27 protein-coding genes and 1 riboswitch are annotated in these 25809 nt (G+C 66.7%); of the genes, 11 read left to right on the forward strand and 16 right to left on the reverse strand.

The features are described 5' to 3' along the window. The 4 genes from B5X73_RS01810 to B5X73_RS01825 form a co-directional block, all read left to right on the forward strand. Window positions 1–290 (forward strand): integrase core domain-containing protein (locus B5X73_RS01810; protein WP_139382622.1); only part of this gene is annotated, 290 nt, incomplete at its 5' end. 301 nt (window positions 291–591) lie between these two features. Beyond that, window positions 592–1029 (forward strand): hypothetical protein, encoded by a 438-nt coding sequence (locus tag B5X73_RS01815; protein WP_254857199.1) that lies wholly within the window; start codon window positions 592–594, stop codon window positions 1027–1029. 26 nt (window positions 1030–1055) lie between these two features. After that, window positions 1056–1496, forward strand: coding sequence for a hypothetical protein (locus B5X73_RS01820; RefSeq protein ID WP_079520347.1), 441 nt, complete (start codon window positions 1056–1058; stop codon window positions 1494–1496). A gap of 255 nt (window positions 1497–1751) precedes the next feature. Then, complete coding sequence (locus B5X73_RS01825) at window positions 1752–2201, forward strand: hypothetical protein (protein WP_079520348.1); 450 nt, start codon at window positions 1752–1754, stop codon at window positions 2199–2201. A gap of 49 nt (window positions 2202–2250) precedes the next feature. Here B5X73_RS01825 and B5X73_RS01830 read toward each other — a convergent pair whose 3' ends face one another. Continuing rightward, complete coding sequence (locus tag B5X73_RS01830; protein ID WP_176167686.1) at window positions 2251–3204, reverse strand: MASE1 domain-containing protein; 954 nt, start codon at window positions 3202–3204, stop codon at window positions 2251–2253. A 182-nt stretch (window positions 3205–3386) separates the two neighbouring features. Between B5X73_RS01830 and B5X73_RS01835 the strand changes: the two genes are divergently transcribed. From B5X73_RS01835 to pnuC, 3 genes are all read left to right on the forward strand, one after another. Continuing rightward, window positions 3387–4520, forward strand: a complete 1134-nt coding sequence (locus B5X73_RS01835; RefSeq protein ID WP_079520350.1) for a phosphotransferase enzyme family protein — start codon at window positions 3387–3389, stop codon at window positions 4518–4520. Between the two features lie 21 nt (window positions 4521–4541). Further along, window positions 4542–4638: riboswitch (TPP riboswitch) on the forward strand. Between the two features lie 56 nt (window positions 4639–4694). Continuing rightward, entirely contained in the window at window positions 4695–6878 is a 2184-nt protein-coding gene (locus tag B5X73_RS01840) for a TonB-dependent siderophore receptor (RefSeq protein WP_079520351.1), read from the forward strand. 1 nt (window position 6879) lies between these two features. Continuing rightward, complete coding sequence (pnuC, locus tag B5X73_RS01845) at window positions 6880–7449, forward strand: nicotinamide riboside transporter PnuC (protein ID WP_036117052.1); 570 nt, start codon at window positions 6880–6882, stop codon at window positions 7447–7449. A gap of 21 nt (window positions 7450–7470) precedes the next feature. Here pnuC and pssA read toward each other — a convergent pair whose 3' ends face one another. The 7 genes from pssA to B5X73_RS01880 form a co-directional block, all read right to left on the reverse strand. Continuing rightward, window positions 7471–8091: a CDP-diacylglycerol--serine O-phosphatidyltransferase gene (gene pssA / locus B5X73_RS01850; RefSeq protein WP_079520352.1), complete on the reverse strand. Its 621-nt coding sequence runs from the start codon at window positions 8089–8091 to the stop codon at window positions 7471–7473. 239 nt (window positions 8092–8330) lie between these two features. Beyond that, window positions 8331–9251 (reverse strand): hypothetical protein, encoded by a 921-nt coding sequence (locus B5X73_RS01855; protein ID WP_079520353.1) that lies wholly within the window; start codon window positions 9249–9251, stop codon window positions 8331–8333. Between the two features lie 65 nt (window positions 9252–9316). Further along, window positions 9317–10399 (reverse strand): DNA topoisomerase IB, encoded by a 1083-nt coding sequence (locus B5X73_RS01860; protein ID WP_079520354.1) that lies wholly within the window; start codon window positions 10397–10399, stop codon window positions 9317–9319. A 48-nt stretch (window positions 10400–10447) separates the two neighbouring features. Further along, complete coding sequence (locus B5X73_RS01865) at window positions 10448–11617, reverse strand: class I SAM-dependent rRNA methyltransferase (protein ID WP_079520355.1); 1170 nt, start codon at window positions 11615–11617, stop codon at window positions 10448–10450. Between the two features lie 19 nt (window positions 11618–11636). Continuing rightward, window positions 11637–12080, reverse strand: a complete 444-nt coding sequence (locus B5X73_RS01870) for a hypothetical protein (RefSeq protein WP_036110047.1) — start codon at window positions 12078–12080, stop codon at window positions 11637–11639. A gap of 32 nt (window positions 12081–12112) precedes the next feature. Beyond that, on the reverse strand, window positions 12113–13057 hold the full coding sequence (locus B5X73_RS01875; RefSeq protein ID WP_079520356.1) for a serine/threonine protein kinase: 945 nt from the start codon (window positions 13055–13057) through the stop codon (window positions 12113–12115). Then, on the reverse strand, window positions 13054–13506 hold the full coding sequence (locus B5X73_RS01880; RefSeq protein WP_079520357.1) for a hotdog fold thioesterase: 453 nt from the start codon (window positions 13504–13506) through the stop codon (window positions 13054–13056). The genes B5X73_RS01875 and B5X73_RS01880 overlap by 4 nt, the downstream gene beginning before the upstream one ends. Window positions 13507–13521: 15 nt before the next feature. Here B5X73_RS01880 and B5X73_RS01885 point away from each other — a divergent pair, with 15 nt between their 5' ends. Then, on the forward strand, window positions 13522–14610 hold the full coding sequence (locus B5X73_RS01885; protein ID WP_079520358.1) for a 2Fe-2S iron-sulfur cluster-binding protein: 1089 nt from the start codon (window positions 13522–13524) through the stop codon (window positions 14608–14610). Between the two features lie 95 nt (window positions 14611–14705). Here the strand turns inward: B5X73_RS01885 and B5X73_RS01890 are convergent, their stop codons facing one another. Genes B5X73_RS01890 through B5X73_RS01900 form a run of 3 tightly spaced genes read right to left on the reverse strand, consistent with a single transcriptional unit; the run spans window position 14706 to window position 16107 of the window. After that, window positions 14706–15152: a rhodanese-like domain-containing protein gene (locus B5X73_RS01890; RefSeq protein ID WP_036110059.1), complete on the reverse strand. Its 447-nt coding sequence runs from the start codon at window positions 15150–15152 to the stop codon at window positions 14706–14708. A gap of 47 nt (window positions 15153–15199) precedes the next feature. After that, window positions 15200–15613, reverse strand: coding sequence for a hypothetical protein (locus B5X73_RS01895; protein ID WP_079520359.1), 414 nt, complete (start codon window positions 15611–15613; stop codon window positions 15200–15202). Between the two features lie 29 nt (window positions 15614–15642). Continuing rightward, the gene (locus B5X73_RS01900; RefSeq protein ID WP_079520360.1) at window positions 15643–16107 is read right to left on the reverse strand and encodes a YiiD C-terminal domain-containing protein; all 465 of its coding nucleotides are present in this window, start codon (window positions 16105–16107) and stop codon (window positions 15643–15645) included. A gap of 121 nt (window positions 16108–16228) precedes the next feature. Between B5X73_RS01900 and B5X73_RS01905 the strand changes: the two genes are divergently transcribed. Genes B5X73_RS01905 through B5X73_RS01915 form a run of 3 tightly spaced genes read left to right on the forward strand, consistent with a single transcriptional unit; the run spans window position 16229 to window position 19468 of the window. Further along, entirely contained in the window at window positions 16229–16999 is a 771-nt protein-coding gene (locus tag B5X73_RS01905; RefSeq protein WP_254857200.1) for a uroporphyrinogen-III synthase, read from the forward strand. 46 nt (window positions 17000–17045) lie between these two features. After that, window positions 17046–18218, forward strand: a complete 1173-nt coding sequence (locus B5X73_RS01910) for a uroporphyrinogen-III C-methyltransferase (RefSeq protein WP_079520541.1) — start codon at window positions 17046–17048, stop codon at window positions 18216–18218. Further along, window positions 18215–19468, forward strand: coding sequence for a heme biosynthesis HemY N-terminal domain-containing protein (locus B5X73_RS01915; RefSeq protein ID WP_079520362.1), 1254 nt, complete (start codon window positions 18215–18217; stop codon window positions 19466–19468). The genes B5X73_RS01910 and B5X73_RS01915 overlap by 4 nt, the downstream gene beginning before the upstream one ends. Here the strand turns inward: B5X73_RS01915 and B5X73_RS01920 are convergent, their stop codons facing one another. The 5 genes from B5X73_RS01920 to B5X73_RS01940 form a co-directional block, all read right to left on the reverse strand. Next, window positions 19469–20614, reverse strand: a complete 1146-nt coding sequence (locus B5X73_RS01920; protein WP_079520363.1) for a hypothetical protein — start codon at window positions 20612–20614, stop codon at window positions 19469–19471. It abuts the gene before it with no gap. Then, entirely contained in the window at window positions 20611–21528 is a 918-nt protein-coding gene (locus B5X73_RS01925; protein ID WP_079520364.1) for a J domain-containing protein, read from the reverse strand. Before B5X73_RS01925 ends, B5X73_RS01920 begins: the two co-directional genes overlap by 4 nt. 5 nt (window positions 21529–21533) lie before the next feature. Further along, window positions 21534–23249 (reverse strand): molecular chaperone HscC, encoded by a 1716-nt coding sequence (locus B5X73_RS01930; RefSeq protein WP_079520365.1) that lies wholly within the window; start codon window positions 23247–23249, stop codon window positions 21534–21536. A 67-nt stretch (window positions 23250–23316) separates the two neighbouring features. Further along, window positions 23317–25524: a DNA helicase II gene (gene uvrD, locus B5X73_RS01935; RefSeq protein ID WP_079520366.1), complete on the reverse strand. Its 2208-nt coding sequence runs from the start codon at window positions 25522–25524 to the stop codon at window positions 23317–23319. Between the two features lie 46 nt (window positions 25525–25570). Next, window positions 25571–25789 (reverse strand): hypothetical protein, encoded by a 219-nt coding sequence (locus B5X73_RS01940; RefSeq protein ID WP_079520367.1) that lies wholly within the window; start codon window positions 25787–25789, stop codon window positions 25571–25573. Window positions 25790–25809 lie beyond the last annotated feature (20 nt).

Below are 25809 nucleotides of genomic sequence, written 5' to 3' on the forward strand. Positions count from 1 at the left end.
TCGTCGCCCTCGCACTCGCGGAGTGGGCAGAACGCAACGGCATCAAACCCGACTTTATCGAACCCGGAAGGCCGATGCAGAACGGCTTTATCGAGCGCTTCAACGGCAGCTTCCGGCGTGGCGTTCTGGACATGCATGTCTTCCGAAACCTGAGCGAGGTACGCGAGCAGGCCGAGACTTGGCTTGCCGATTACAACGGTGAGATCCCTCACGACAGTCTCGGTGGCCTGACGCCTGCCGAATTCAGGCAGCAGAACGATCCGGCCGCCTCGGGTTATGGTTGGAACTAATTAACGGGGAGTCGACACTCCCAGCCACCACTGAAAAGCCCTCGAGAAATCGGGGGCTTTTCTTTTTGCGTGCTGCTGTATGGCATTTGGAAATAGTCGCGCTATCATGCGGCGTCGGACGTCAGGGGCAGGGGAGACGTCGACGCGATCGGTCACTGCCAGGCGGTGACCCTACGTTGCGTCGGATATTCCACGGAAGGGCGATGGGGTGATCGTCGCATCCGGATACGAGGTTCCTGACATCGCGACGCCCTCGGGGCGGTGCCGCGAGGGATGCCTTCGTCTTCAAAGGATCTGAATCGTGCGCGCCTTCATTATCGCTATTCCGGCCTTGTGTGGCCTTATGCTTCCCGTGGCGTCGATGGCACAGGCCTACGACAGGGGTTCCTCCGAAGTGGCCGACAGCTGGATCGGCCATGACTCCAGCGAATTGCTGGTGCAGTGGCCGGTGGATAGCGGATTCACGACCTGGGAAGTCTCCGGGACGGACGAAACCGCCTACTCGTACAACTTCGGAACGGAAGCGTATTCGTATAACGATACCACCTGGGCCCCCGTGGGTCAGGTCGGCAACACGCTGGTCATGGGCAGCAATACGACCCACCACGAAGTCGCCGCCCAGCACCATTGCACTATTACGTTCTACGCGAATGCCAAGGGCATCATCAGCCGCTACGAATACGACGGCGTGAAATGCCGGCCGTATGTCAAAAGCTGGGGACGCCCCAAGAACCGTTGATCCGCTCCCGACAAACAAGGTGATTTATGAAATGGATGCTCACCGCCGCACTGGCGGTCACTTCTCTCGCTCCCATCGCTGCCTTGCACGCACAGTCCGTGCGCCTCGGTACGATCGTCGACATGCAGCCGATCGACAATCGTGGCAAGGATGAGAGCGAGACGCACAAGCTCGGTCGTCACTGGGGCGCCACGCTCGGCAACATCGTCGGCATAAAGACGGCGCAGGCGGGCGGTGGCAGTTACGCAGGCAATGCCGCAGCCCAGGTGGCGCCGGCGGTCGGCGACAAGGTGGGTGGCGACCTTGCCGGTGAAGGTCCGGCAGCCCACTACATGGTTAAGCTGCAGATGGACGATGGCAAGGTGGTGTCGACGGTGCAGACCGGTCAGGCGATGCATAGCCTGCATAGCGGTGACAAGGTGGCCGTCAGTGGCAGCGGCGGCAACATGACGCTGTCCGCGGATTAATCGCCTGGCGACGTATGACGAAGACCCGCCCTCGTGGCGGGTTTTTTTGTGCGTGAGATCCTCACCATCGTGAACCAAGGCATGCCGCGAGGTGAGGCGACACGACAGCTGTGAGCGTAATCGGCAGCCGCCCGACAGGGGCCTCTGGCGATGGGCGAAAGTGGATAAATCGGTCATGGCACTGCCCTGACCGAGTCGCAGGATCTGTAGCGCACAGCGCCCAGACTTGCTCCACACAGCCCAGGAGGATCCACCATGCGCAGCTTTGCCCGCTCTACGCTCGCTTGCCTCGTCGTCGCTTCGCTCGGCCTCGGGGCCGCTCACGCACAGACCGCTCTGTCGGGACTGGGTCAGTCCTGGCCGAACACGACCGACGTCAGCGCCAGCCCCAACTACCACGTCTATGTCTTCCAGCGCGGAACGACCCGGTATATCCAGGTCAACGACGCGAGCGGGAAGGTGCGCGGTGCGGTCGCCCGCACGCCTTACGCGCTGGTGGGTACGCCGGTCGGTTCCGACGCGTCCGGCGTCTCCACGCCGGACGAACCGTTGAACACCCCGGCCAGTGGAACGTCGGAGACCGTCTATAACGACGGCACCGTCGAGGTGAAGGCCGCCACGCAGCCGGATGGAACCGTGCGTATTACGGCTCGTCTTGCCGGCGAATGCCCCACGGTGCGTGACTGCAATGGTCACGGTCCGTGATCGAGCACGAGGGAAAGACCGGGGCGTCGTTCCGCCTGGAACCTTTCGGTCAGCGCTGACTGGGTTCCCGGCAGGCGCCTTTCAGTACCACCGGGTGGTTCGCCGCGATGCGGCGAGCCACTCGTACACCGAACAGCAGGGACGTGAAGATCACCAGCGACAGCACGACCTGCGCCTGGATCATCAGCGGCTCCGTCAGGAACGACGATGTCGATGCGAGAGCGATGCTCGCGAGCATGCCGGCCACCGCGCTGCCGTGCCAGCCGTGCCGCCAGGTCAGCAGGATGACGGGAACCGCCATCGCCATGCGTACGCTCTGCAGCGCGGCGGTACCCTCGACGACCTGTGACGCGAGGAAGATCAGGATCGCGAGCGAGGGTACGACGATCAGCAGCGTATCTCGTGCCAGCGGGCTGGACCGCACGGCTTGCCAGGTGACGATGCCACCGGGCAGGGCAGCCATGCGCTCGCGCATCGCCATGATGGTCGGCGTCAGCGTAAGCGCGCCCAGGTATTGACCCAGGAAATAAATCAGGAAGTCCTGGACTTCGACCACGGGATTGGGCGACCCGTCGCCCATCTGCACGATCGACAGCGTAAAGGTGCTGGCACCGCCGCCAATGAGGGCGCAGGCAAGCGTCGCCACCATGATCATGTTCATGTTGATCTGGCCGTCGGCGCGACGCAGGTCCGCATGACGCCGGATCCATATCACCGCCGGCATGCACAGGCCGATCGTCGGGATCGAGACGAGGCAGGCCCAGAGCACGCCGAACGCGTGCGCATGCAGCGCAGCCATTTCAGCGACGGGCAGGGTTTCGCCGACCGCGAGCGCGGGCCAGAAGCGACAGGGAACAAGCAGCAGGCAGGCCAGGCGCAGGCCGGCCGGGAGCATCCAGTGCGAAAATGAAAAGTTGCGCGTGAGCTCGTAGCAGGCGGCATACGCGCCCGCGACGGCGACATAGCGCCCCCAGACCAACGGATCCTTGTTCAGTGCACGCACATTCGACCCCTTTTGCCTCCCGGGTGGCCGATCGGAGCAGTCGGTAGCGACGCTTTCCGCTCTCGGCATGCCTAGTTTGAAGGGTTATCGGCCCGCTCGCCATCGAATAAACGGCGAATTGGTAAATTTGCCGATTTCGCGCGCGGGTGAGACGAGCATGGCGGGTTCGATACACTGGCGGAATGAGCGACGAAGTCCACTTTTCCCACGGCCTCGCGGGCGACCAGCAGGCGCCGGACTGGCCGCCGCTGGCGGAAAACGAGGTGGCGTCGCTGCTCGACGGCTATCCCTCGCTGAAGGGGCCGTACGCCATCGTCTGGCACAGTCCGCGTCCGCTCTCGGCAGCGGCACGCGTCACCACCGCAGGTGGCGAGGTCTTCGTCAAACGGCACCACATGAGCCTGCGCGACGAGCGGACGCTGGCCGAAGAACATCGCTTCGCGGCGCACCTGCGGGCCGGCGGTATCCCCGTGCCGCACATCCTCGCTGACGCGACCGGCCGCTCCTCGGTGTCCAGGGGCGACTGGGTCTACGAAGTGCATCGCTCCGCGACCGGGAACGATGTCTACCGCGATGCGTTTTCGTGGTCGCCCGCGGGCGGCGCCGCGCACGCGCATGCCGCGGGTGCGATGCTCGCGCGGCTGCACCTTGCGGCGGAAGGCTACGACGCGCCGCAGCGGGGGACCCACCTGCTGGTCGCCCGTGCCGAGATGCTCTCGGCGTCCGACCCCCTCTCGGTACTGGCCGGACAGCTGCCCGGACGGCCGGCGCTCGCCGCCTATCTGAGCGAGCGCGACTGGCGCGACGACGTGGGTGCGGTTCTCGGCCCTTGGACGCAGGCTGCGGCCCTGGCCGTAGCGCGACAAACGCCTTTGTGGACTCACGGCGACTGGCACGTTTCCAACCTCTGCTGGAGCGACGCGAGCGATGCGGGACGAATCACCGACGTGCTGGACTTCGGCCTGTCCGCGCGCACGTTCGCACTGTTCGACCTGGCTACGGCGATCGAGCGGAACGCCATCGCGTGGCTCGACATCCAACAGGGCGGGATTGCCCGTATCGATCTGGCTCTCGGCCTGCTCGACGGCTATCGGTCCGTCCGGCCGCTCGCTCCGGCGGACTTGGCCGCGCTTGCCGATGTCCTTCCAGTCGTCCACGTGGATTTCGCCCTCTCCGAAGTGCAGTATTTCGAAGGCATCACGCGGCGCCGCGATCACGCCGACGTGGCCTATCGGACCTTCCTGCTGGGCCATGCCCGCTGGTTCGCCGGGACCGAAGGGCAGGGACTGCTCGACGCCCTCCGTCACGCTCGCTGACATTTCGTGCTTCAATAGGCGTTCTAGAAGCGGGGGTGCCCGGCATACGCCGGGCTGAGAGAGTCCCTTGGAACCTGACCCGGTTAGTACCGGCGTAGGGAGCTTGCAGAACCACAAACGCCCTGTCGGGCGGCGTGGTTCGCCGTCGCTTCGTCCGTGAACCCGAAGACGACGATGACTCTTGCCCGTACCCCGCTCGCCCTGGCCCTGCTCGCCCTTGCTCCGCTGGCCCAGGCCTCGGACGACCATGCCGCCCCGCAGCAGCAGGCCCGCACCCTGCCGACCATCGACGTGCACGCGTCGGCGACCGACGGCTACCACGCCGCGGACTCGCAGCTGGACGCCTTCGGCAGCTTCGGCAGCGCGGCGCTGCACGACACGCCGGCTGCCATCACCGTGATCACCCGCGCACAGATCGACGATCGCCAGCCGCGCACGCTCAGCGAGCTGGTGCGCGGAGACGCGGCGATCAACGACAACTACGCGCCGGCGGGTTACTACCAGGACGTATCCATCCGCGGTTTTCCGCTGGATCTCGCGACAGGCTTTCGCTTCAACGGCATGATGATGTCCGCGGAGCAGCTGCAGGCGCTGGAGGGTAAGGAGCGCGTCGAAGTACTGAAGGGTCTCGGCGGTCTCGAGGCGGGCGTGGTCGAGCCGGGTGGCCTGGTCAATTACGTCAGCAAGCGTCCAGCCGAGGTGCACAACCTCACGCTCGGCACCGACTCGCACGGCTCGAGCTACGAAGCGCTCGACCTTGGCACATGGTTTACCCCGTCGTTCGGCGTGCGGGTGAATGCCGCCAACGAAAAGACGCACGGTGCCATCGAACACACCGACGGGCGTCGCAGCTTTTTGTCGCTCGGCGCGGACTGGAAAATCAACGAACAGGCGACCTTGCTCCTCGACACCGACTATCAGACCAGCGGTGGCAATTCCGCATCGGGTTATCAGCTGCTCGGTGGAACGGCGATTCCGGCGCACCCGAGTCGCACCCGACTGCTCGGCTACCAGCCCTGGCAACGACCGGTAGGTATCCATTCGAGCAACACCTCGCTGCGCTTCAACTACCGCTTCAGCGACACATGGAACGCGCAGGTGTCGGTGGGTCACAGCCATACGGTGATCGACGACAACGTCGCGTTCGCCTATGGGTGCTTCTACGCCGAGTCGTGCGCATCGGGTGCCACACCCGGTTACTTCTTCGCACCGAACGGTGACTACGACGTCTATGACTACCGCAGCCCCGATGACACGCGTCAGAACGACGAGGTGCGTGGCGTGGTCACGGGCAGCTTCGCCACCGGTGCGCTCGATCACGAGATCAACCTCGGCGCCAGCGCGTTCCGTCGCACGGTCGACCAGCGTCCTTACGTCTACGACTATGTCGGCACGGCCAACATCGATGATCGCGTCGTGCCCGTTTTCGACCCGTCGCCGAACCAGCCCGGCGCGTCCGTGCGTCGCCTGACCAGCTGGCAGCGCACGTTGTTCGCGATCGATCGCATCCACATGGGTGAGCAGTGGCAGGTTCTGGCCGGCGCGCGCCTGGTCAAGCTGGACGAGCGCGCTTACGACGACACCGGCGCACTCGAGCGCGACACACGTGAGACGAAGACGCTGCCGCAGGCAGCGGTGCTGTGGCAGCCGACAACGCCGCTGACGACGTACCTGAGTTACGGCGAAGGCATCTCGCTCGGTCGAGAAGCGCCTTACTGGACCTCCAACGGCGGCACGACGCTCGCACCGCTGCATTCGCGCCAGGTCGAGGCGGGTGTGAAATATGCCGTGAGCGATGTGCTCGACCTGCAGGCCGCCTTGTATCGCATCCGTCAGTCGTATCAGTTTGCACGTGCGGATGACACAGCCGAAGGCTTCACCTTTGTCCAGCAGGGACAGGAGGTGCATACGGGCGTCGAGTTGAACGTTGCCGGGCAGGTCACCGACCGGCTGCGTATCACGGCGAGCGCCAATGCGATCCGCGCGCGTGCGGAAAATACCGGCGCGCCGTCTTATGAAGACCACCAGGTAGTCAACGTGCCGCGCTGGCGTACCGCCGTCTATGCCGACTACAGCCTGCCCTTCGTTCAGGGACTCGCCGTGCTGGGCGGCTGGCGTTACGCGAGCAGCAATGTGGCGACGCCGGACGGCGCCACGCGCGTGCCCGGCTACCATGTGTTCGATGCCGGGCTTCGTTACGCGACCACCGTGAGCGGCCATGCGATGACATGGCGTCTGAATGTCGATAACGTCTTCAATCGCTTCTACTGGCGCGACACGGGTACCTCGGGCGGCGACGCCTACCTGTTCCCCGGCATGCCGCGCCTGGCCCGCCTTTCGGTGACCTATGAACTTTGAGCTGTCGTGGTTCGAACTGGCGGCCGCGCTGGTGAGCGCAGCCGCCGTGTGGCTCACGGCGCGACGCAGTCCGTGGTGCTGGCCGGTGGGGCTGGTTTCCGTCATCGCCTACGCGTGGATCTTCGTCGACGCCAGGCTCTATTCCGACACGCTGCTACAGATCGCTTTCGCCCTGTTGATCCTCTACGGCTGGCATCGCTGGCGACGCAATCTGGATGGGAGCGGTCACGTCCGCGTCGCCGATCTGGATGGTCGGAGTGCGTTTACACACCTCGCGGTCGGCGCGGCGGCGGCACTGGCCCTCGGTTACGCGATGCATCGCTGGACCGACGCCTCCCTGCCGTGGCTCGATGCCGGGCTCACCGCGTTCAGCCTCGTCGCGCAATGGTGGCAGGCAAGACGACACGTCGCTGCGTGGTGGCTCTGGATCGTCGTCGACGTGCTCTACGTCGGTGAATACATCTACAAGGCACTGCCGGTCACGGCCGTGTTGTACGCGGGATTCGTGGTGCTGGCGGTGATCGGCCTGCGCGCGTGGCGCCGTCAACCGGCGCGGCCGGTCACGGCCTGAGCAAGGTTGGCGCCTGCCCGCTCAAAGCTTCGGAATGCGGGTGCGGCTGACCATCAGCGCGCCGGAGACCGCGAACATCAGGGCCAGCGGATGCAGGCCCAGCGTGGCGATCTGGACGCTGCCGAGCCACATCCGTTCGTGCAGGGCGCCGGTGGCCGACGCGGCGCAGAGCACCGCGACCAGGACGATCGAGGTCGGAATGGGCGTGCCCTCGAAGTGCGTCACCTTGCCTTCCTCGTTCGCGTGGGCTTCGGCGGTGACGTTGTAGCGGGCCAGGCGGGACACGCCGCAACAGACGAACATCAGCAGGATGGCGCGGTCCAGTCCGCCCTGCATACCGCAGCCGTAGCCGATGACGGCGGGGGCGACGCCGAACGAGATGACGTCCGCCAGCGAGTCCAGTTCGCGACCCATGAGCGACGCGCGCTGGCGCCAGCGCGCGATCCGTCCGTCCAGCACGTCGAAAATCAGTGCCAGCAACACCAGCCCCGATGCCATGTAGAGGTGCCAGACGCCACCTTCCTGCAGGTAGGTCATGGTCGAGAACAGGGCGCCCACGCCGCTGGCGGCGTTGCCCAGCGTGAACCAGTCGGCCAGCGCGAAGTCGCGGATCATGGAAAACGGTCGCGGTTTCGTGGTCATCGGCTCGCTCGGCGGGGTGAAGACGACAGTTTACAAGGCACGACAGTCGGGGCGACGTGGAGAGGCGGTCGCTTGCGATCCGCGCGATTTTTCAGAATTCTTCTATATGCCAAAGCGGCAACGACCGTCATGCTGTCTGTGTCGCCGCCGGTGGCGGGTCGGCTCAAGGATTTGAGAACGACTCGCCACGGTGACCGACAGCGGCCGGGCGTGGGACGCGTCCCGGCCGCTTCTTCCGATCAGTGTCGCGGCGCGGCACCCCAGTCCTCGGGCCCGAAGCGTAAGTGCAGCACCGCGCGCACACTGTCGTCACCCGGCGGCTTGTAGTTGAGTGACGTGCAGCCCGTGGCGAGCTGCCGACGCGCGGCAACCGCCATCGCCCTGGTCATCTGCGTGGCGTACGTGGCACCACCCGCCTTCGACATGCTGATGGCGATGCCGAAACCGTCCGGGCTCACGCTGTCGGTGAAATCCGCCGGGGCGGTCTGCCCGCTCGGCAGCGCCATGATGTCCATCTTCTTGCCGCAGCCGCCCACACTGACGATATCGACGCCGTCGAGCAGGTTGCCGATGAACTTGTCGGCGCGCTCTGCCAGGGAATCGACCGCGTCCACCGTCGTGCTCAGGCGAATCTTGACGAAGTACAGCTTGCGGTAGAACAGGTAGGCGCGCGAGGTCAGCATGTCCTGCTGCGCATCGAATACGATCGGCAGGAACCGCCCCTCGAGTTTCTTCCCACCCGCCAGCGACGCCGTATAGGGAGCCTCGTCTCCCCACCACACGTTGCGGTAGATCTGCTGGCGCTCGGCGAAGTCGACCGATTCGCGGAAGTCGTCCGCGGCCTGTTTCAGCATCTTCGACGAATCGCCTTCGCCGGCGGGGTAGATGAACACGTCGGCGATGATCCAGTCCGCGCCATCGATGTGATAGCGCAGCGAGACGCCGGCGGCGATGTCACCTTCATCCGCGTAGTTCTTCACCGCCGCGAGCGTCGCGCCTGGGAGTCGTTTCGGCGCGACGATCCACGTGTCGTCGACGACGCCACGGTGGCTCTGCGCATCGGGGAGGGCGAAAGGGGGCGCGGCGGGCGCCTCCTGGGCCAGCGCACCGGACACGGTCGCCAGACCGAACATGACGGGAAACACCTTCCACCGCGACATCGTCAAACCAACCTCTGGAAAATGGAACGCGAACCCCGTGTGCGCACTATAGCCATCCGCATGCGTCAGCGGGAGCGGGCGGACGCACGAAGGCGCCGTCGCAGAAAAGCCAGGGTCAGCGCTTCCAACTTGCGCGGTGCATGGAGGCCGGTAGGTGGCACATGCCGATGAAGTTCGCCGACGAGCCACCCCTCGAACACCTCGGGGTGAATGTAAGACGCGCGGCAGACCGCAGGCGTATTGCCGAGCACGGAAGCTACCTGTTTTACGGCACCCGCCAGCGTCGCGCGTAAAGCCGCTTGACCGCCCTTGTCCGGTAACGGCGTTGCCGCCAGCGTGGCGACGGCATGCACGGTACCGCCCCAGGTACGGAAATCCTTCGCGGTGAATTCGCCCCCCGTCACCCTGCGCAGGTAGTCGTTGACCATGCCCGAATCCACAGGCTGGCGGTTGCCCTCGTCGTCGAGGTACTGAAAGACGCGCTGGCCGGGCAGCTCCTGCACGCGGCGCACGATCTTCACCAGCCGACGGTCGTCCAGCTCCACGTCGCGCCACTGGCCGCTCTTGCCGCGGAAGTGGAACTCGATGCGCCCCTTATGGACGGCTACATGTCGCGAGCGAAGGGTGGTCAGGCCGAACGAGTTGTTCTGTTTCGCGTAGGTGTCGTTGCCCACGCGGATCATCGTTTCCTCGAGCAGGCTGACGATCAGGGCCAGCACCTTGTCGCGTGGCAACCCCGGCAGGGCCAGGTCCTTGCTAAGGCGACGTCGCAGGGCCGGAAGTACCTTGCCGAACTCCATGACGCGCTCGAACTTGCCGCGATCGCGGACGTTGCGCCACTTCGCGTGATAACGGTACTGCTTGCGTGCGCGAGCGTCGCGTCCCGTGGCCTGCAGGTGGCCGCGTTCGTTCGGGCAGATCCAGACGCGGGTGTACGCCGGGGGGATGGCCAGGGCACGGATCCTGGCAAGCACGTCCTCGTCGGTGATCCGTTTGCCGTCGGCGTCGAGGTAAGAAAACGCCCGCCCGCGCTTGCATCGGGTGATGCCCGCGTCGGTGTCGCAGACATACACCAGGCCCGCCGCTTTCGCGTGGGCCTGTTCGGCGGTGACGACCACGAGGGCGTCGGTAGGCGGCTTCCTGGACATGGCCCGGAGTGTGGGCCAGCGGGCGATCAAGGCCCGGTGAACGCCTCGTCAGCCCACGCGACAGAACACCGCCTTGAGGTAGCGGTTCTCGGGGACGTTGCTGGCTACGGGATGGTCCGCGCCGGCACCGTCCACGTGAAGGACCTGCAGTTCGCGGCCCGCGTTGAGGGCGACGCGACGGATCATCTCGAGGAAATCGTCCTCGCCGACCAGGCCCGTGCACGAGCAGGTCAGCAGGATGCCGCCCGGCGCGAGCACGTCGAGCGCCGTGCGGTTCATCGCGAAGTACTTCTTCAGCGCGTTGATGACCTGGTTGCGGTCGCGGGTGAGCTTGGGCGGATCGAGCACGATCGCGTCCCAGGTGTCGCCACGGTCGATCGCGGCGCGCAGCCATTCGAAGACGTCGCCCTGCTCGAACGTGGCCTCGACGCCGTTCATGCGCGCGTTTTCACGGGCGACCTCCAGGATGGCGGCGTCCGCGTCCACACCGGTGGCCTCGCGGGCGCCGGCCTTCATCGCGTGCACGGCGAAGCCGCCGGCGTTGCAGCACAGGTCGAGCACGCGGCGGCCACGCGCCAGCTGCGCGAAGCGGCGACGGTTGTCGCGCTGGTCGGCGAAGAAGCCGGTCTTGTGACCCAGGCCCGGCGCCGCATGGAAGGACAGGCCGTGTTCGTGCACATCGACCGCGGCCGGCGCGTCGTTGGAGCGGACGTCGAAGGACTCCTGGCGCTGCACGTGCTGCTCGGCGAACCAGTACAGCGAGGCGCCCGGGAAGTGCTTCTGCAGTTCGGCGTGGATGGCGTCGCGGAAGCGCCACATGCCGGCGGCGAAATATTCGACCACCAGGTGATTGGCGTAACGGTCGACGACGAGGCCGGAAAGGCCGTCGCCTTCGCTGTGCACGACACGCCAGGCGTCGCTGACCTCGTCCAGACGGAGCAGTTCGCGGCGCAGTTCGACGGCGCGCGCGATGCGGGCGGCAATCCAGCCCTCGTCGATCGACTGGTCCGCGTCGGTGGTGAGCAGGCGCAGGGCCACGCGGGCGTGGCCATTCCAGAAACCCCGCCCGATAAAGCGACCCCGGGCATCGTGTACGTCGACGACGGTGCCGGGGGGCAGGCGGTCGTCGGGTTTGACGATCTGGGCCGACCAGACCCACGGATGGCCGGGGACGCGGTCGTTTTTGAGGCGGATGACGGGCAGGGCTGGCGTATTCATCCGCCCATGATACCGGGGCTCAGCGGCCGAAGCGCAGCACCAGCCAGGAAACGAGGGCCAGCAGGTTGATTCCCAGATGCGCGGCAGACGGGCCGCCGAGGGCGAGCAGCCAGCCATGCTCCGCGATCGCCCAGTCGAAACCCAGGTGCGGCGAGCGCTGCAGGGTGACCGAGAGATTGGCGAAGGCGCCGCTGGACAGCGCATAGCTGAACATCGGGGTGGCGATCAGCGGGGCCTGGAGGAACTGGGCCCAGATCGACATCTGCGTGCCGCGACCGTCGTTACTCGCCAGCAGAACGCCGGCGACGAGGATGAAGCCGAAAAGCAGCACGCCCAGTACGGCGACGATGGCATCGACACCGCTGAAGCGTCCGTTGAGCAGACGCTCGAACTGATGGACCAGACCGAACAGGCCGCCGGCGATTTCGAACACGGCGATGATGCGGGTGAAGAAGGAATTCAAAGCGGTCTCCACGAGAAAGCGAAAAGATGTGATTAAAGGTCGTCGGCGATGTCGTGCAGATCGGCGATGTGCTGCTCCCACCAGCGAGGCTCGGCCGCGAAGGGAAACGCGGCGGGGAAAGCCGGGTCGTGCCAGCGCTCGGCGATCCAGCCGGCGTAATGCACCTGGCGCATCGCGCGCAGTGCGGGCACCAGCGCCAGCTCCGTCGGGTCGAAGTCGCGAAACTGGCCGTAGCCTTCGAGCAAGGCATCCATCATGGCGTCGTCGCCCGCCAGCATCCACAGATCCTGCACGGCCGGTCCCATGCGCGCGTCGTCCAGGTCGACGAAGTGCGGGCCGGCGTCGGTCCACAGGACGTTGCCCGGATGGCAGTCGCCGTGCAGGCGGATGCGGTGAACCGGTCCGACCGCTTCGATGCGGTTCGCCACGGCGTCGTCCACGCGCGACGCGGCGTTGCGATACGCATCGAAAAGATGCGCGGGCAGCAGGTCGGAACCCAGCGCGGCGCGCATCGGCGTGTCGATCATCGTCGCCCGGTCGAGCGTGGTACGGGCACGAAACGGCTGGCGCGCACCGATCGCATGCATGCGACCGAGCAACCGCCCCAGCCATTCGAGCTGGTCCGCCGATTCGAGCGATGGCGCGCGGCCACCCCGGCGCGGATACACGGCGTAGCGATAACCCTCATGGCGCAGCATCGTCCGGCCATCGAAGGCGAGAGGCGCGACCATCGGCAGTTCCGCCGCGGCGAGCTCGAGGGCGAACGCGTGCTCTTCCTCGATAGCCGCGTCGGTCCAGCGGCCCGGGCGATAGAACTTGGCCACCACGAAACCACCGTCGTCCAGGCCGACCTGAAACACGCGGTTCTCGTAGCTGTTGAGCGTCAACAGGCGGCCATCGCTCCAGGTGCCGGTGGCGTCCACGGCGGCCAGCACGACATCCGGCGACAGGGCGGCGTACGGCGCGCTTTCGCTCACGGGCGCAGGTTCCCCGGCGCGCCACCCGGCGATGGAATCACCGCCATGGTCAGGCGCGAGAGGCAGACCAGCTTGCCCTGTTCCTCTTCGATGCGGATTTCCCAGACCTGTGTGGTGCGACCCAGATGCAGGGCTTTGGCTGTGCCCGTGACGATGCCGCCGCGCACGCCGCGGATATGGTTGGCATTGATGTCGAGGCCGACGGCGACTTCTTTCTCGACGTCCAGCGTCAGCAGGGCGGCGGAGCTGCCGAGCGTCTCGGCCAGCACGACGGAGGCACCGCCGTGCAGGAGACCGAACGGTTGCTGCGTGCGCTGATCGACAGGCATGGTGCCGCGCAGCCAGTCGTCGCCGAAGTCGGTGAAGCGGATGTCGAGGGTCTCCATCATCGTGCCCCGGCTCCAGCCGTTGACGCGAGCGAGGTCGATGGGGTTTTTCCAGATGGCCATACGTGGGGTCGTCCCATGAGCAAGCCATCATTGTCCTACAATGCGCAGGTGCCCACCGTAACCCTGACATCGTCCGGCAAGCGATTCGATGCCGAGACCGACGAAACCGTACTCGAAGCCGCCCAGCGGGCGGGTATCGCGCTGCCGTACTCCTGCCGTGGCGGTGTGTGCGGCAGCTGCAAGGCCACCCTGGTCGAAGGCGACTGCGCCTACCCGCGCAATCCGCCCATGGCGTTGTCGGCGTCGGAGAGCGAGCACCACGCGATCCTGCTCTGCCAGGCCGTGCCGCAAGGCGACATCGCCATTCGCGCGCGCGAGATCGCCTCCGTCGAGGACATTCCGCATCGTCGTGTCGAAACGGAGGTGGTCGAGCGTCGCCTCCTCGCACCCGATGTCGTAGGCATCTGGCTGCGTCCTCTACAGGGCGACCGGCTGAACTGGCTGCCAGGTCAGTACCTGGATGTGATCCTCGAGGACGGCAAGCATCGCCCGTTCTCGATCGCCAGCGGCCCCCGCCGCGACGGGCTCATCGAACTGCACGTGCGTCACGTCCCCGGCGGCGGCTTCACGTCGTGGGTGTACGAGTCGCTGAGAGTCGGCGATCGCCTCGCGATCGAAGCGCCCCTGGGGACCTTCGTGCCGCGCGAGGATTCCGAGCGCCCCATGCTGTTCATGGCCGGCGGTACGGGCTTCGCGCCCGTGAAGGCCATCGTCGAACACTTCATCGCGCTGGGCACGCGCCGTCCCATGCATATCTACTGGGGCGCGCGGATCGCCGCGGATCTTTACCTGCTCGACCTTGCGCGCTCATGGGCCAGCAAGGTGCCGAACATCACCTTCACGCCGGTGCTGTCCGATCCGGACGAAGCGCAGGCCGGTGGGTTGCGCGAGGGGCTGGTCCACAACGCGTTGCTGGCCGACCATCCGGACCTGACGGGCGTGGAGCTCTACATGAGCGGGCCGCCGGCCATGATCGCGGCGGGCCGGGACTTCTTTGTCGAGGCCGGTCTTCCGGAAGACCGGCTGTATTTCGACTCGTTCGATCTGGCGCCGGATGTGCTCGATGCGATCCTGCGCGGGCGCGCGGGGATCCACGGTCTCTAGCGGTCCCCGGGGGGCTCTAGGGGGGGGGGGGGGGGGGGGGGGCTCCAGGGACTTCCGGCGCTTTCGCAGGTCTGGATCGCGCGCGGCGCGCGCTCCTACCGTTTGCCTTTCGCTGTCGGCAACTGGGCTGCCTGCCAGCCGTAGGTGCCGCCTTCCAGCACGAACACCCTGGCGAAGCCCGCCTTGATCAGGCGGTTGGCCGCCTTGCCGACGCCACGCCCGTCCTTGTCGACCAGCACGACCGGAAGCTCCTTCGCCTTGCTCAGGTCCTTCTGGGTTTCAGGGTCGAACTGGCTCATCGCGACGTTCTTTGCGCCCGGAATGTGGGCCTTCTCGAAGTCGGCGCTGGCCGACAGGTCGACGATGAGCGGGGTGTCGCGGTTGATCAGCTGGGTGAGCCCGGCCGGCGTCAGGCTCTTCCACTTGCGGAACAGCACGCTGACTTCGCCCGCGATCAGGGCGATCAGGATGACCACGAAAAGCGCGACCAGCGCGCCATGGTTGCTCACGAACTGGGGCAACTTCTGCAAAACGTCGTTCATCGGGTCTTCCGCGTGCCAGTAGGGCTAAACGCTCGATTATAGCGGCTTCACTGCGGTGTGAAGTTCGGCAGGCCAGTCATCAGGCGCCACTTCTTCTTTTCGCGGTCGTAGTGCCAGCGCTGGCGGTCGAGGACGGTCCGCTCCGCCTGCGTGTTGATGTTGACCACGCTGATCTGGACCAGCTGGACGACATCGTCCGGGCCGTCGGGCCGCGGGCCGCCGCCCTCGTCGTAGCCGGTCACCCGCAGCTGGGCCAGCCGGCTCATTTCGACCTGGCTGACCGGGTGCTCCTCGGCGTAATCCGGATCGATATAGATCTGCGCGCCGGTGAAATCGCCCCAGCGGATCGAGCCCGCGTAGTTCATCAGGGTGCTGTTGAGCGCCTGGTTACGAATGTCCGTGGCGCAGCCGGTGAGGGTCGCGAGCACGAGCACGAGGGAGGACAGGGCGAGTCGGCGCATGGCAGGGTCCGTTGAGGCGTCGGCGGGCATTATGCCCGGCGTTTCGCCACGAAGCGCGCGTCCATGCTGGCAAGCGGTTTGCCGTTGCCGCCGGGGACGACGCAGGTGAAGTCGGCGCGGGCCCTGCCGCGGCCGTCCAGCATCGCGAAAAAGGAGCTCCAGCGTGCGCCGGGCGCCAGACTGGCCTCCGCGCGCAGGTCGGTCCAGACCGGATCCAGGTAGCGCACCGTCGAATCCGCCACGAAGACATCGCAGTCGCTGCCACGACGGCGCAGCATGGCCTCGACCAGGCTCCAGCAGGCCAGGGTCATCAGGGTGACCAGGCTGCCGCCGAACGCACAGGCCTTGTCGTTGATGTTGGGGGCGAGCGGGGCGGTCATGACGAGGCGTTCGCCATCGAACTCGGCGAGGTGCACCCGCATGGCCTGCGCGAGGGGGATGCCGTCGAGGATGAAGCGCTCGAGGCTGGCGAGATCGTCGGGTATCGAAGTCATAAGCGGTCAAGTCTACGAGGCGAGGTAATCCGTTCGCATCCGTATGGCGCCCCAACCTTCGGCATTGGTGACGCGGCCCTCATCTTTCTATGCTGGCGTATCACTCGCAGGATGCTTTCACGTGAGCCGTACCCACCCGCTTCGCAACGTCACGGTCGTGATTACCCGGCCCGCAGGCACGGCTGGCCCGATGAGCCGTCGTGTACGCAAGCTCGGCGGCATTCCGGTGAGCGTGCCCGGCCTCTCGTTGCGCGCCACGGAGGATGCGAGCGCCGTCGATGCCGATCTGCGCCGTGCGCTCGAGGGCGATATCCTGATTTTCACCAGTCCTGCCGCCGTGCGTTTCGCCGCCGACGTGCTGCCGCTGGCCACGCGCGCCGTGGTGATCGCCGTCGGGCGCGGCACGGCGCGTGCCCTGCGTACCGCGAACCTGCCCGATGCGCGCTTCCCAGAAACGTCTCAGAACAGCGAGGGTGTGCTCGATCTTCCCGAGCTGGCGGACATCCAGGGCCGCTGTGTGGCCCTGATCGGCGCCGCAGGCGGGCGCGGGCTGCTCCGCGAGCAACTCGTGGCACGGGGCGCCCTCCTGGCGGAGATCCACGTCTATCACCGGGTGGCGCCCCGGCTGGATCGTCGGCACATCGACCCGCTCCTCAAGCTCACGCGCCGCTCCGCCGTCCTGCTTTCCAGCGCCGAGGCGCTCGACCATCTGCACCGCGCCCTGATCGCTCCCGCCTGGCGCCGCCTGATCCAGGCGGTGGCCGTCGTCAGCAGTGAGCGGCTGCGCGATATCGCCGTGCAGGTCGGTTTCGAACGCGTGGTGGTGGCCGCCTCGGCGCTACCGGGCGACCTCCTCGCGGCCGCAAGCCAGGTGTCGTTCACGCGCCGTTGAGGGATGTGTTCCATGCGTTGGCGTACGGCCTGTTAGCATGCGGCCCATGACGACCGAGACCCCACCGACCGATTCCGTCCCGGCGCAGCCGGCCCCGGCCGCCGCGCCTCCGACCGCCCGTGCGCAACGGTCGCGCGACCCCGCTCCACGCCGTGGGGGTGGCGCGCTTGCCGTTGCCATCCTGCTCTCGCTGGCCGCGCTCGGCGCGGCGGGTTACACCGGCTGGACCGTCTGGAACATGCGCCAGGATCTGGGCGCGGCGAACGGTCTGCGCGGGCAGGTGGACACGCTGCAGGCCGCCGTCGACGGTCTGCGCGACGACAACGCCAATCTTCGTCGCCGGGTCGGTGACGCCGATGGCGTGAATCGTTCCGCACGCGAAGAGATGCTAGGCGTGTCCGAGCGTACGAAGAACCTCGAGGATGCGGTAGCCAATCTGTCCGAGCGCAGCCTGAGCGGTCATGACGCGATGCTGCTCGACGAAGCCGAATCGCTGCTGCGCATGGCGAAGGAACGCTTCGCCCTGTTCGGCGACGCCAATGGCGCGCTGTCTGCTTACGACCTTGCCGACAAGACGCTGGCGTCGGTTAACGACAGTGCGTTCTCCGCGGTACGGCAGAACGTGGCCGCCGAACGCGAAGCGCTCAACGGCATCGCTCCGCCTGCACGGGCCAGCGATCTGGCGGCACTGGCCGACCTGCGTGCACAGATCCCGACGCTGCCGCTGACGAGCACCGACGCGAAGAACGACACGGCTCAGGATCGCGATTTCTGGCAGCGTGCCGGCGACGCGCTGGGCAGCATCGTCAAGGTCAGTCACGACGACGGCACCCCGCTGGGTCTGGCCGACGACCGCATCGCACGCGAACTGGCCGCGCTGGATGTGGCTCATGCGGAATCGGCCGTGCTTGCCTACGACGACGTCGGTCGCCATGCTGCGCTCAAGCGCGTGGATGCCACGCTGGCCGCCCGCTTCGATCCGGCTTCGCCCGCCGTGCAGGCTGCGCGTTCGCGCATCGCGGCGCTGCTGGCCAGTCAGGCGAAGGGGCAGGAGCCTAAGCTCGGCGCCGCGCTCGCGGAACTGCGCAACCTGCGTTCCGTGCATGCGCTGAAGGGTGGCGACACCAACAGTGGTCCCGCCCATGCGGCCAGCGCGTCCGCGCCTGCGGCACCGGCCGTTCCGTCGAGCGCCGCTCCGGCGCCGAAGGCCACGCCATGAAGCTCTGGCGCTGGATTGTCGGTCTCATTCTCGTCGCGGTGATCGCCGCGTTCGCATGGCACTGGGTCGCCGACGATCCCGGCTATGTACTGATCCACCTGCGCGGCACCAACGTGCAGATGACGGTGGTGACCGCCGTCGTGATCCTGTTGCTGGCATGGGCGGCGATCACCGCGCTCGTGGCGCTGATCCGCTGGCCGTTCGGGGCGATGACGCGTCGTCATCGCAACCTCAGTCGCCGCCGTCTCTCCGATGGCCTCGTCTCGCTGATCGAAGGTCGTCACGGCGAAGCCGAGCGCGACCTCAACCGCGCGGCGCGTTACCCCTCCGTTCGCGGTCCCGCCCTGCTCGCCGCCGCCGAAGCCGCCGAGCGTCACGGCGAGTCGACCCGAGCGCTGGAAACACTCGACCAGGCCGCGCAGGAAACGCCGCGTGCCGCCCGCGTGTTGCGTGCCCGCCTGTTGCGTCGTGCTGGCAAGCCGGCCGACGCCGCCACCTTGCTGGCGCCCGAAGCCAACAGCGGTGCGCTCACGCCCGCGGGCTGGATCGAATTTGCCGAAGCCTCGCTCGCCTCGGGTGACGCACGCGGCGCGGTCCGCGCGATCGAACCCCTGCAGAAGAGCGGCGAGTTCGGCTCGCGTGCCTTTGCCGAACTGGAATCGCGCATCGTCACGGCGTATATCGCCAGCGCGCCGGACGGCGCGGCACTGGCCGCGTTGTGGTCGCAGCTGCCGAAGGGGCAGCGTCGCCTGCCCGCGGCCGTGGACGCGTATGCGCGCCAGGCGGCGCGTCACGGTCAGATCATGGCGGCGATGGACGAGATCGAGACGTCACTGCGTCGCGAATGGTCGCCGACGCTGGTCGCCACCTATGGCGGCATGGGTGCGGAAGATATCGATCAGCGCCTGCGCAAGGCGGAGGCCTGGATCGACACGCATCCGAACGATGCGGCACTGCTTACGGCAGTCGGCCGCATGTGCGTTCGCGTGCGTCTGTGGGGCAAGGCGAAGCCGCTGCTGGAGCGCGCGCTGGCCATCGAGCCCAGCGTCGCCGCCTGGGAAGCGCTTGGCGACGTCTACGTCGGCGAAGAGAATCCCGCCATTGCCCAGCGTTGCTATCGCAACGCGCTGGCACTGGCGCGCGGCGAGGTCACCGAGGCACTGCCCGAGATCCGTACGGGACGTATCGATACGCGTGTCACGGCGGTGGAAGAGCGTGACCAGCACGGGGTGCCGCGTTTGTCGCCGTGATCAGCGACCGGGCGCTGGCGGATGCCAGTGCCCGGCTCTGGCGCAGCGGTCCGCACGTGTCTTGAGGCGTTCCGCCTCCACAGATGCCCTTCCGGCCAACGCGTCAGGCGCATCGAGTTCCAGATAGAGATCGGCACACTGGCGTGGCGTATCCGCCGGTAATGGCGTCGGGTCGTACGGCACGGAAGGTTTGTCTGCGAACCCGTTAAAGACCAGATGTCCGATGCCTACGCACATCGACATGACCAGCACCGCCAGCCACGAGGACGACCTGCCTCGTGCGCGTTCGCGGGCACGGGCGACCCTGGCCGGTAGAAAGGCCGAATCGGGCAACGCCATGCGCCTGTACATGTCCTGGGAGGATGGCGACTGCGCGTCGAACATGGATTGCCATGCTTGCAGCGTGTCATGCGACAGGTGCAGGCCGAGCCACGCCGGATAGCTCTCGCGGAGCCTTGCCACCTCAGGCCAGTGTCGCAGCAGCGATGTGTCCAGCGACGTCTCGGCACGGGCGAAGACCGCGAGCCATCCATGGCGCTGGTCGGTACCCAGCTCGTTCCACGCATCGCGTTCGGACAGCACCTTCTCGACCCACTGGCCCCGTTCGCCCAGCGCGGCAAGATGGCCCACCTCGTGCCAGTGGAACTGCTCTTCCGCCGCCGCGAAGACGTTTACCCGATGGCCGATACGCTGCAGCGCGACCAGATCGATCAGGTGTTCCTCGTACAGGCCCGGCGCATCGATGTATTGCTTGCGCACCTCCGCCAGCGAAGCAGCCAGGAGCGCGGCCACCTGCCCGGCGCCGTGGGTACCGACCCCGGCGGCGAAATCCATGGCCAGCGCCAGCGTGTTGTCCGTCACGGGGGGATGGTCGGGGGATGCCCCGGCGGTCACTTCTTCCGGCTCACGGGCGTCGTACCGGAGCGCCCCGACGTCCGTCGACACGGCGAGGGTCGGCTCGCTTGCTCCCGCCTCGCACCACGCCCGGGCCGCTTCGTACGCTTCGCGCAGCCTGCCGAAACCGGCGGGATCCGTTTCGGGATCGATCTGACGGAGCGCGGCGGCGTACGCGCGACGGACGGCGACCGGGTCCGCATACCCCGGCAACCCGAGCACCTGCAGATGCCACGGGGTTCCCGCGGTCACTTCATCCATCCGAGCTGGCGAAAGATGGCGACGGCGATGCGGACCGCCATGCCGAAGTAGAAGAGCCAGGCAAGTCCGCCAGTGAAACGCTCCCTGATCCAGCTCCACCACGCCGCCGGTGCCGCACCGCGCTCCGCCTTGCGTTCGAGCTTGCGACGACGCGCCGGCGGCAAGGCCGCAAACGCCTCGCGCCAGGCCTCGAGCACCTCGTTCGTGACGCGAAGTGACAGGTAGGTTCGATACGTACCGAGATATCGGGCGATCAGGGGCCATGCGGCGACCACGTGGGGCGCCCGCACGTCGTCCTCGCGTGTGGCGGCGCGAATCGCGTCGAAAACCCGCTCCTGCACGCGTTCCGGCAGTGCCTTCCATCCGGTCTCCTGGACGAGCACGTGTTCGACCCAGCGCCCGTGATCGCCCAGCTCGGCGAGACGGCCGACCTCGTTCCAGTGGAATTCCTGCGTCGCCGCAGCGAAGACTTCATCGCGCCTGGTCAAATCCTGCCCGGCGATCGCGGCGATCAGCAGCACTTCGAACCAGGCCGGCGCATCGACGTGGCCGCGTACGGTCTGCGTCACGCGATACAGAAGCACACGCGCGCCGGTGCCAGGCTCCGCGACAAGGCTGCCCGCAAAGGACGACAAGGCAGCGCTCGCTTCGTCCCGGGGGTCGAGGCTGGCTGTCGCGGGTGTCGGCGGAACATCGTCCGTCACCGCGTGCTGGCGCGGAACGTCGGCGCCCGCGCCGTCGCGATACCACGCCTGCGCCTCTTCATACGCCTCGCGCAGCGTCGCAAAGGCCGCTGGCTCCCGCGCCGGATCGATGGCCTTCAGGCGCGTGGCATACGCGCGCCGGATGGCGCGCTCATCGGCGTCGGGATCGATGCCCAGCACGGCGAAGAAGGATGATTCCATAACGGTCAGACCGCCGGATCCGGCATGAGGTAATGGTCACGTTCGACGCTGTCGATCGCCTCGCGGAACGCGGCCGCGTCGCGTGCGATCAGTCGCGGATCCTGCGTGGCGAGCGTCTGTTCAAAGCGGAGAATGACGTCGCCGAGACGATCGCGCAGATCGCCCAGCGATTGCTCGTACATGCGTTCCGCCCGCGCGAGCAGCGTCCTGTTTTCCAGGGTGTCGCGGGGATGGATCTTCAGCTCGGACAGCGCGGCAAGGCGACGGGCGACTTCGGCGGGTTGCATGTGCGTATCGCCGCTCTCGATCACGAGCTGCTCGACCTTGCCCGTCGCGACGACGGTGACCTCCACCTCGAGCAGGCCGTTGACGTCGTAGGTGAAGCGAACATCCACACCGTCGGCGTGTCCGGGGCCTGGCTCCAGCGGCAAGGTCAGTTCACCCAGTGAGATGTTATCGCGCACCATGCGCGACTCGCCCTGATACACACCGATCCGGATCTGTTTCTGCTGTGGTGTCAGCGGTACGAAACGCTGTACACGACTCACCGGCACCACCGTGTTGCGCTCGATCACCGGCGCATAGAAGCCGGCGGCCTGGGCGCCGTTCTCGATCCGTCGCGACACTTCCGTACCCAGCGTGTACGGGCATACATCGGTCATTACCGTCTCGTCGAGCGCCTTGTCCTTCATTTTCAGGCCCGCCTGCACGGCGGCGCCGAGCACGACCACCTCGTCGGGAGGGTGACCGACCGCGGGGAAACGCCCGAACATGCGTGTCGCCAGCGCACGAATCATCGGCATGCGTGTGGCACCGCCGGCCAGCACCACGTTGTCCAGGTCCGCGGCGCGAATGCGCGCGTCACGCAACGCACGCTCGATCGGGCGCCACAGGCGGTTCAGAAGAGGCTGGGCGAGCTTCTCGAACGCGTCCCCGTCGAGCGCCACGGCTACGGTCTGGTCACGCCAGGCGATCTCGAAGCGCGCCTTTCCCTGCGTACTCAGCTCACGCTTGGCGACTTCCGCCCGTGCCGCGAGGCGCTGCATGAACCTTGCATCGTCGCGTGCGGCTTGCGGAATACCCTCGACGAAAGCGAGATCGGCAATCAGTGTGGCGAAATCCTCGCCACCCAGCATGTTGTCACCCGCGCTGGCGCGCACTTCCATGACACCTTCGAACATCTCCAGAATCGACACGTCGAAGGTGCCGCCGCCCAGGTCGAAGACCAGAAACTGGGTCTCGCCGCCGGCGTCATGCAAGCCATAAGCGAGCGCCGCGGCCGTAGGCTCGTTGAGCAACCGCTCGACCTTCAGCCCGGCGAGTTCACCGGCGACACGCGTGGCTTTGCGCTGTGCATCGGAGAAATACGCCGGCACGGTGATGATGGCCTCGGTGACCGGCTGGCCGAGGAACGCTTCGGCATCCGCTTTCAGTGAACGCAGGACCAGGGCGGAAAGTTCTTCCGGGCGATAGTCGCGATCGGCCAGGCGTACGGTCCGGGCACTGCCCATGTACCGCTTGAAAAGGGATGCCGTGCGCTGCGGGTGGGTCTGCAGGCGTTCGCGTGCCGCCGCGCCGACGAGGACGCTGCCGTCGTCATCGATGCCGACGCACGAAGGCGTCAGCACGCCGCCCAGCGCATTCGGAATGAGGCGCGGCGCGCCATCGATCCACGCGGCGACGAGACTGTTCGTGGTTCCCAGGTCGATCCCGACGATCATGCCTTTCTTCCCTTGCCTGCATGAGCCGCGTAGTCGTCCATGCCAGGCGATCGGCGTTGGAGCCCCCTTACAACGCGGTCAGATTGGCATAAGCGTAAACCAACCACTTGCTCCCGGCATCCTCGAAATTCACCTGGACGCGCATATGCGCACCGGCGCCTTCGGCACTGACGATGGTGCCCTCGCCGAACTTGGGGTGGCTGACCCGCTGTCCCAGGCGAATCGGCGAGGCTTCCTCGAGCGATGAACTGCCGGCGTAACGGTCCGCATACGCCGGGCGGGACACCTGCACCCGCGGGCGCAGCTCATCGATCAGCTCGGGCGGGATCTCGCCAAGGAAGCGCGATGGTCGGGCGAGGATCTCGGTGCCGTGCATGCGGCGCGATTCCGCATGCGACAGGAACAGGCGCTCGCGGGCGCGCGTGATGCCCACATACGCCAGGCGTCGTTCTTCCTCGAGGCGATTTTCTTCCTCCGTGGAGCGCTGGCTCGGGAACAGGCCTTCCTCCATGCCGACGAGGAACACCACCGGGAATTCCAGGCCCTTGGCCGAATGCAGGGTCATCAGCTGGACGCAGTCGTCCCAGGCTTCGCCCTGACCTTCGCCCGCCTCGAGCGCGGCGTGTGACAGGAAGGCGGACAGCTCGTTGAGCCCGGCATCCACATCTTCCGGTGTCATCTCGAAGCGGCTGGCCACGTTGACCAGCTCGTCCAGGTTCTCGACCCGGGCCTCCCCGTTGCCGCGCTTGTCGTTTTCGTAGAAGTCGCGCAGACCGGTATGCAGGATGGCGTGTTCGATCTGCTCAGCGAGGTCGAGCGCGGTGGGGGTGTCGTCGCCGCTGACGTTGTCGTGACCGCCGAAGGTACGAGCCAGGTTATCGATGAGCCCGATGAAGGCCTTCAGTGCGTTTTTCGCCCGGCCCGCCAGCGAACCGATCGAGGCTTCGGTGAGTGTGGATTCCCACATCGAGCTGCCATCGCTGCGGGCGCGGCGGCGCAGTTCGTCGAGCGTGCGGTCGCCGATGCCGCGAGGCGGCGTGTTCACCGCGCGCTCGAAGGCGGCGTCGTCATGACGGTTGGAGGCGAGGCGCAGATAGGCCAGCGCGTCCTTGATTTCGGCGCGCTCAAAGAAGCGCAGGCCGCCATACACGCGGTAAGGCGTATCGCGCTGGATGAGCTGTTCTTCGAAGTTGCGCGACTGCGCGTTGGAGCGGTAGAGAATGGCGCAGTCGCGGGCATTGCCGTGCTCCGCGATGTGCTCGCGGATACGTTCGACCACGAAGCGTGCTTCGTCCTGTTCGTTGTACGCCGCATACAGCGCGATGCGCTCGCCTTCGCCGCCGTCGGTCCACAACTGCTTGCCCAGGCGTCCGCCGTTACGGGCGATCACCGCGTTGGCGGCGTTGAGGATGGTCGAGGTGGAGCGGTAGTTCTGCTCGAGGCGGATGGTCCTGGCGCCCTGAAAATCGCGCAGGAACTGCTGCACGTTTTCCACCTTTGCGCCGCGCCAGCCGTAGATCGCCTGATCGTCGTCGCCGACCACGAAGACCTGCCCCGTGTTGCCGGCGAGCACGCGGATCCACGCGTACTGCAGCGTGTTGGTGTCCTGGAACTCGTCGATCAGCAGGTAGCGCCAGCGATCCTGGTAGTGCTTGAGTACCTGCGGGTCCTTCAGCCAGAGCTCGTGCGCGCGCAGCAGCAACTCGGCGAAGTCGACCAGGCCGGCGCGCTGGCACTGCTGCTCGTACGCCTTGTAGACCTCGACGAACGTGCGCGTGACCGGATGGTCGCGGTGCTCGATGCTGTCCGGACGCTTGCCCTCGTCTTTCCAGTTGTTGATCTGCCAGGCGGCCTGACGCGGCGGGAAACGCGCCTCGTCCAGCCCCATGCCGGCAATCACCCGCTTGATCAGCCGTTGCTGGTCGTCGGAGTCGAGGATCTGAAAGCCCTCGACCAGCCCGGCCTCGCGCCAGTGACGGCGGAGCAGGCGGTGGGCGATGCCGTGGAAGGTGCCGACGGTAAGCCCCTGCGTACCGCCAGGGATGATCCCGTCCAGGCGCGAGCGCATTTCGCCCGCCGCCTTATTGGTGAAGGTGACCGCCAGGATCGCCCAGGGCGGCACGCGTTCGACCTGGGTCAGCCAGCCGATGCGGTTGATCAGGACGCGGGTCTTGCCGGAGCCGGCGCCCGCGAGGATCAGATAATGGCCGGGCGGGGCGCTGACAGCCTCACGCTGGGCGTCGTTCAGATCGTCGAGAAGGTGGGAGACATCCATCCGCCCATTGTAGCGGCTGGGCTCCCACCTTGGCCCGACGGGGCGATCAGCGCTTCTGCGCGATGCCCGCGACAGCGACGATGCCGCCGATCACGATCCCGGCGATGCCCACCCACTGCGGGATGGACTTGTTATGGGTCGCTTCGATCTTGGCCGGTCCCAGCGACGCGACGGTGTCGGTCTTCTGATAGCTGCCGCCGCCGACGGTGATCCAGATACCTGCCGCGACAAGGATAATGCCAACGACAATCAGGCCTGCACGCATGTTTGATTCCTCCCGGTTCG

This window comes from Luteibacter sp. 22Crub2.1 (genome assembly GCF_900167995.1).
GTDB classification, from domain to species: Bacteria; Pseudomonadota; Gammaproteobacteria; order Xanthomonadales; family Rhodanobacteraceae; genus Luteibacter; species Luteibacter mycovicinus.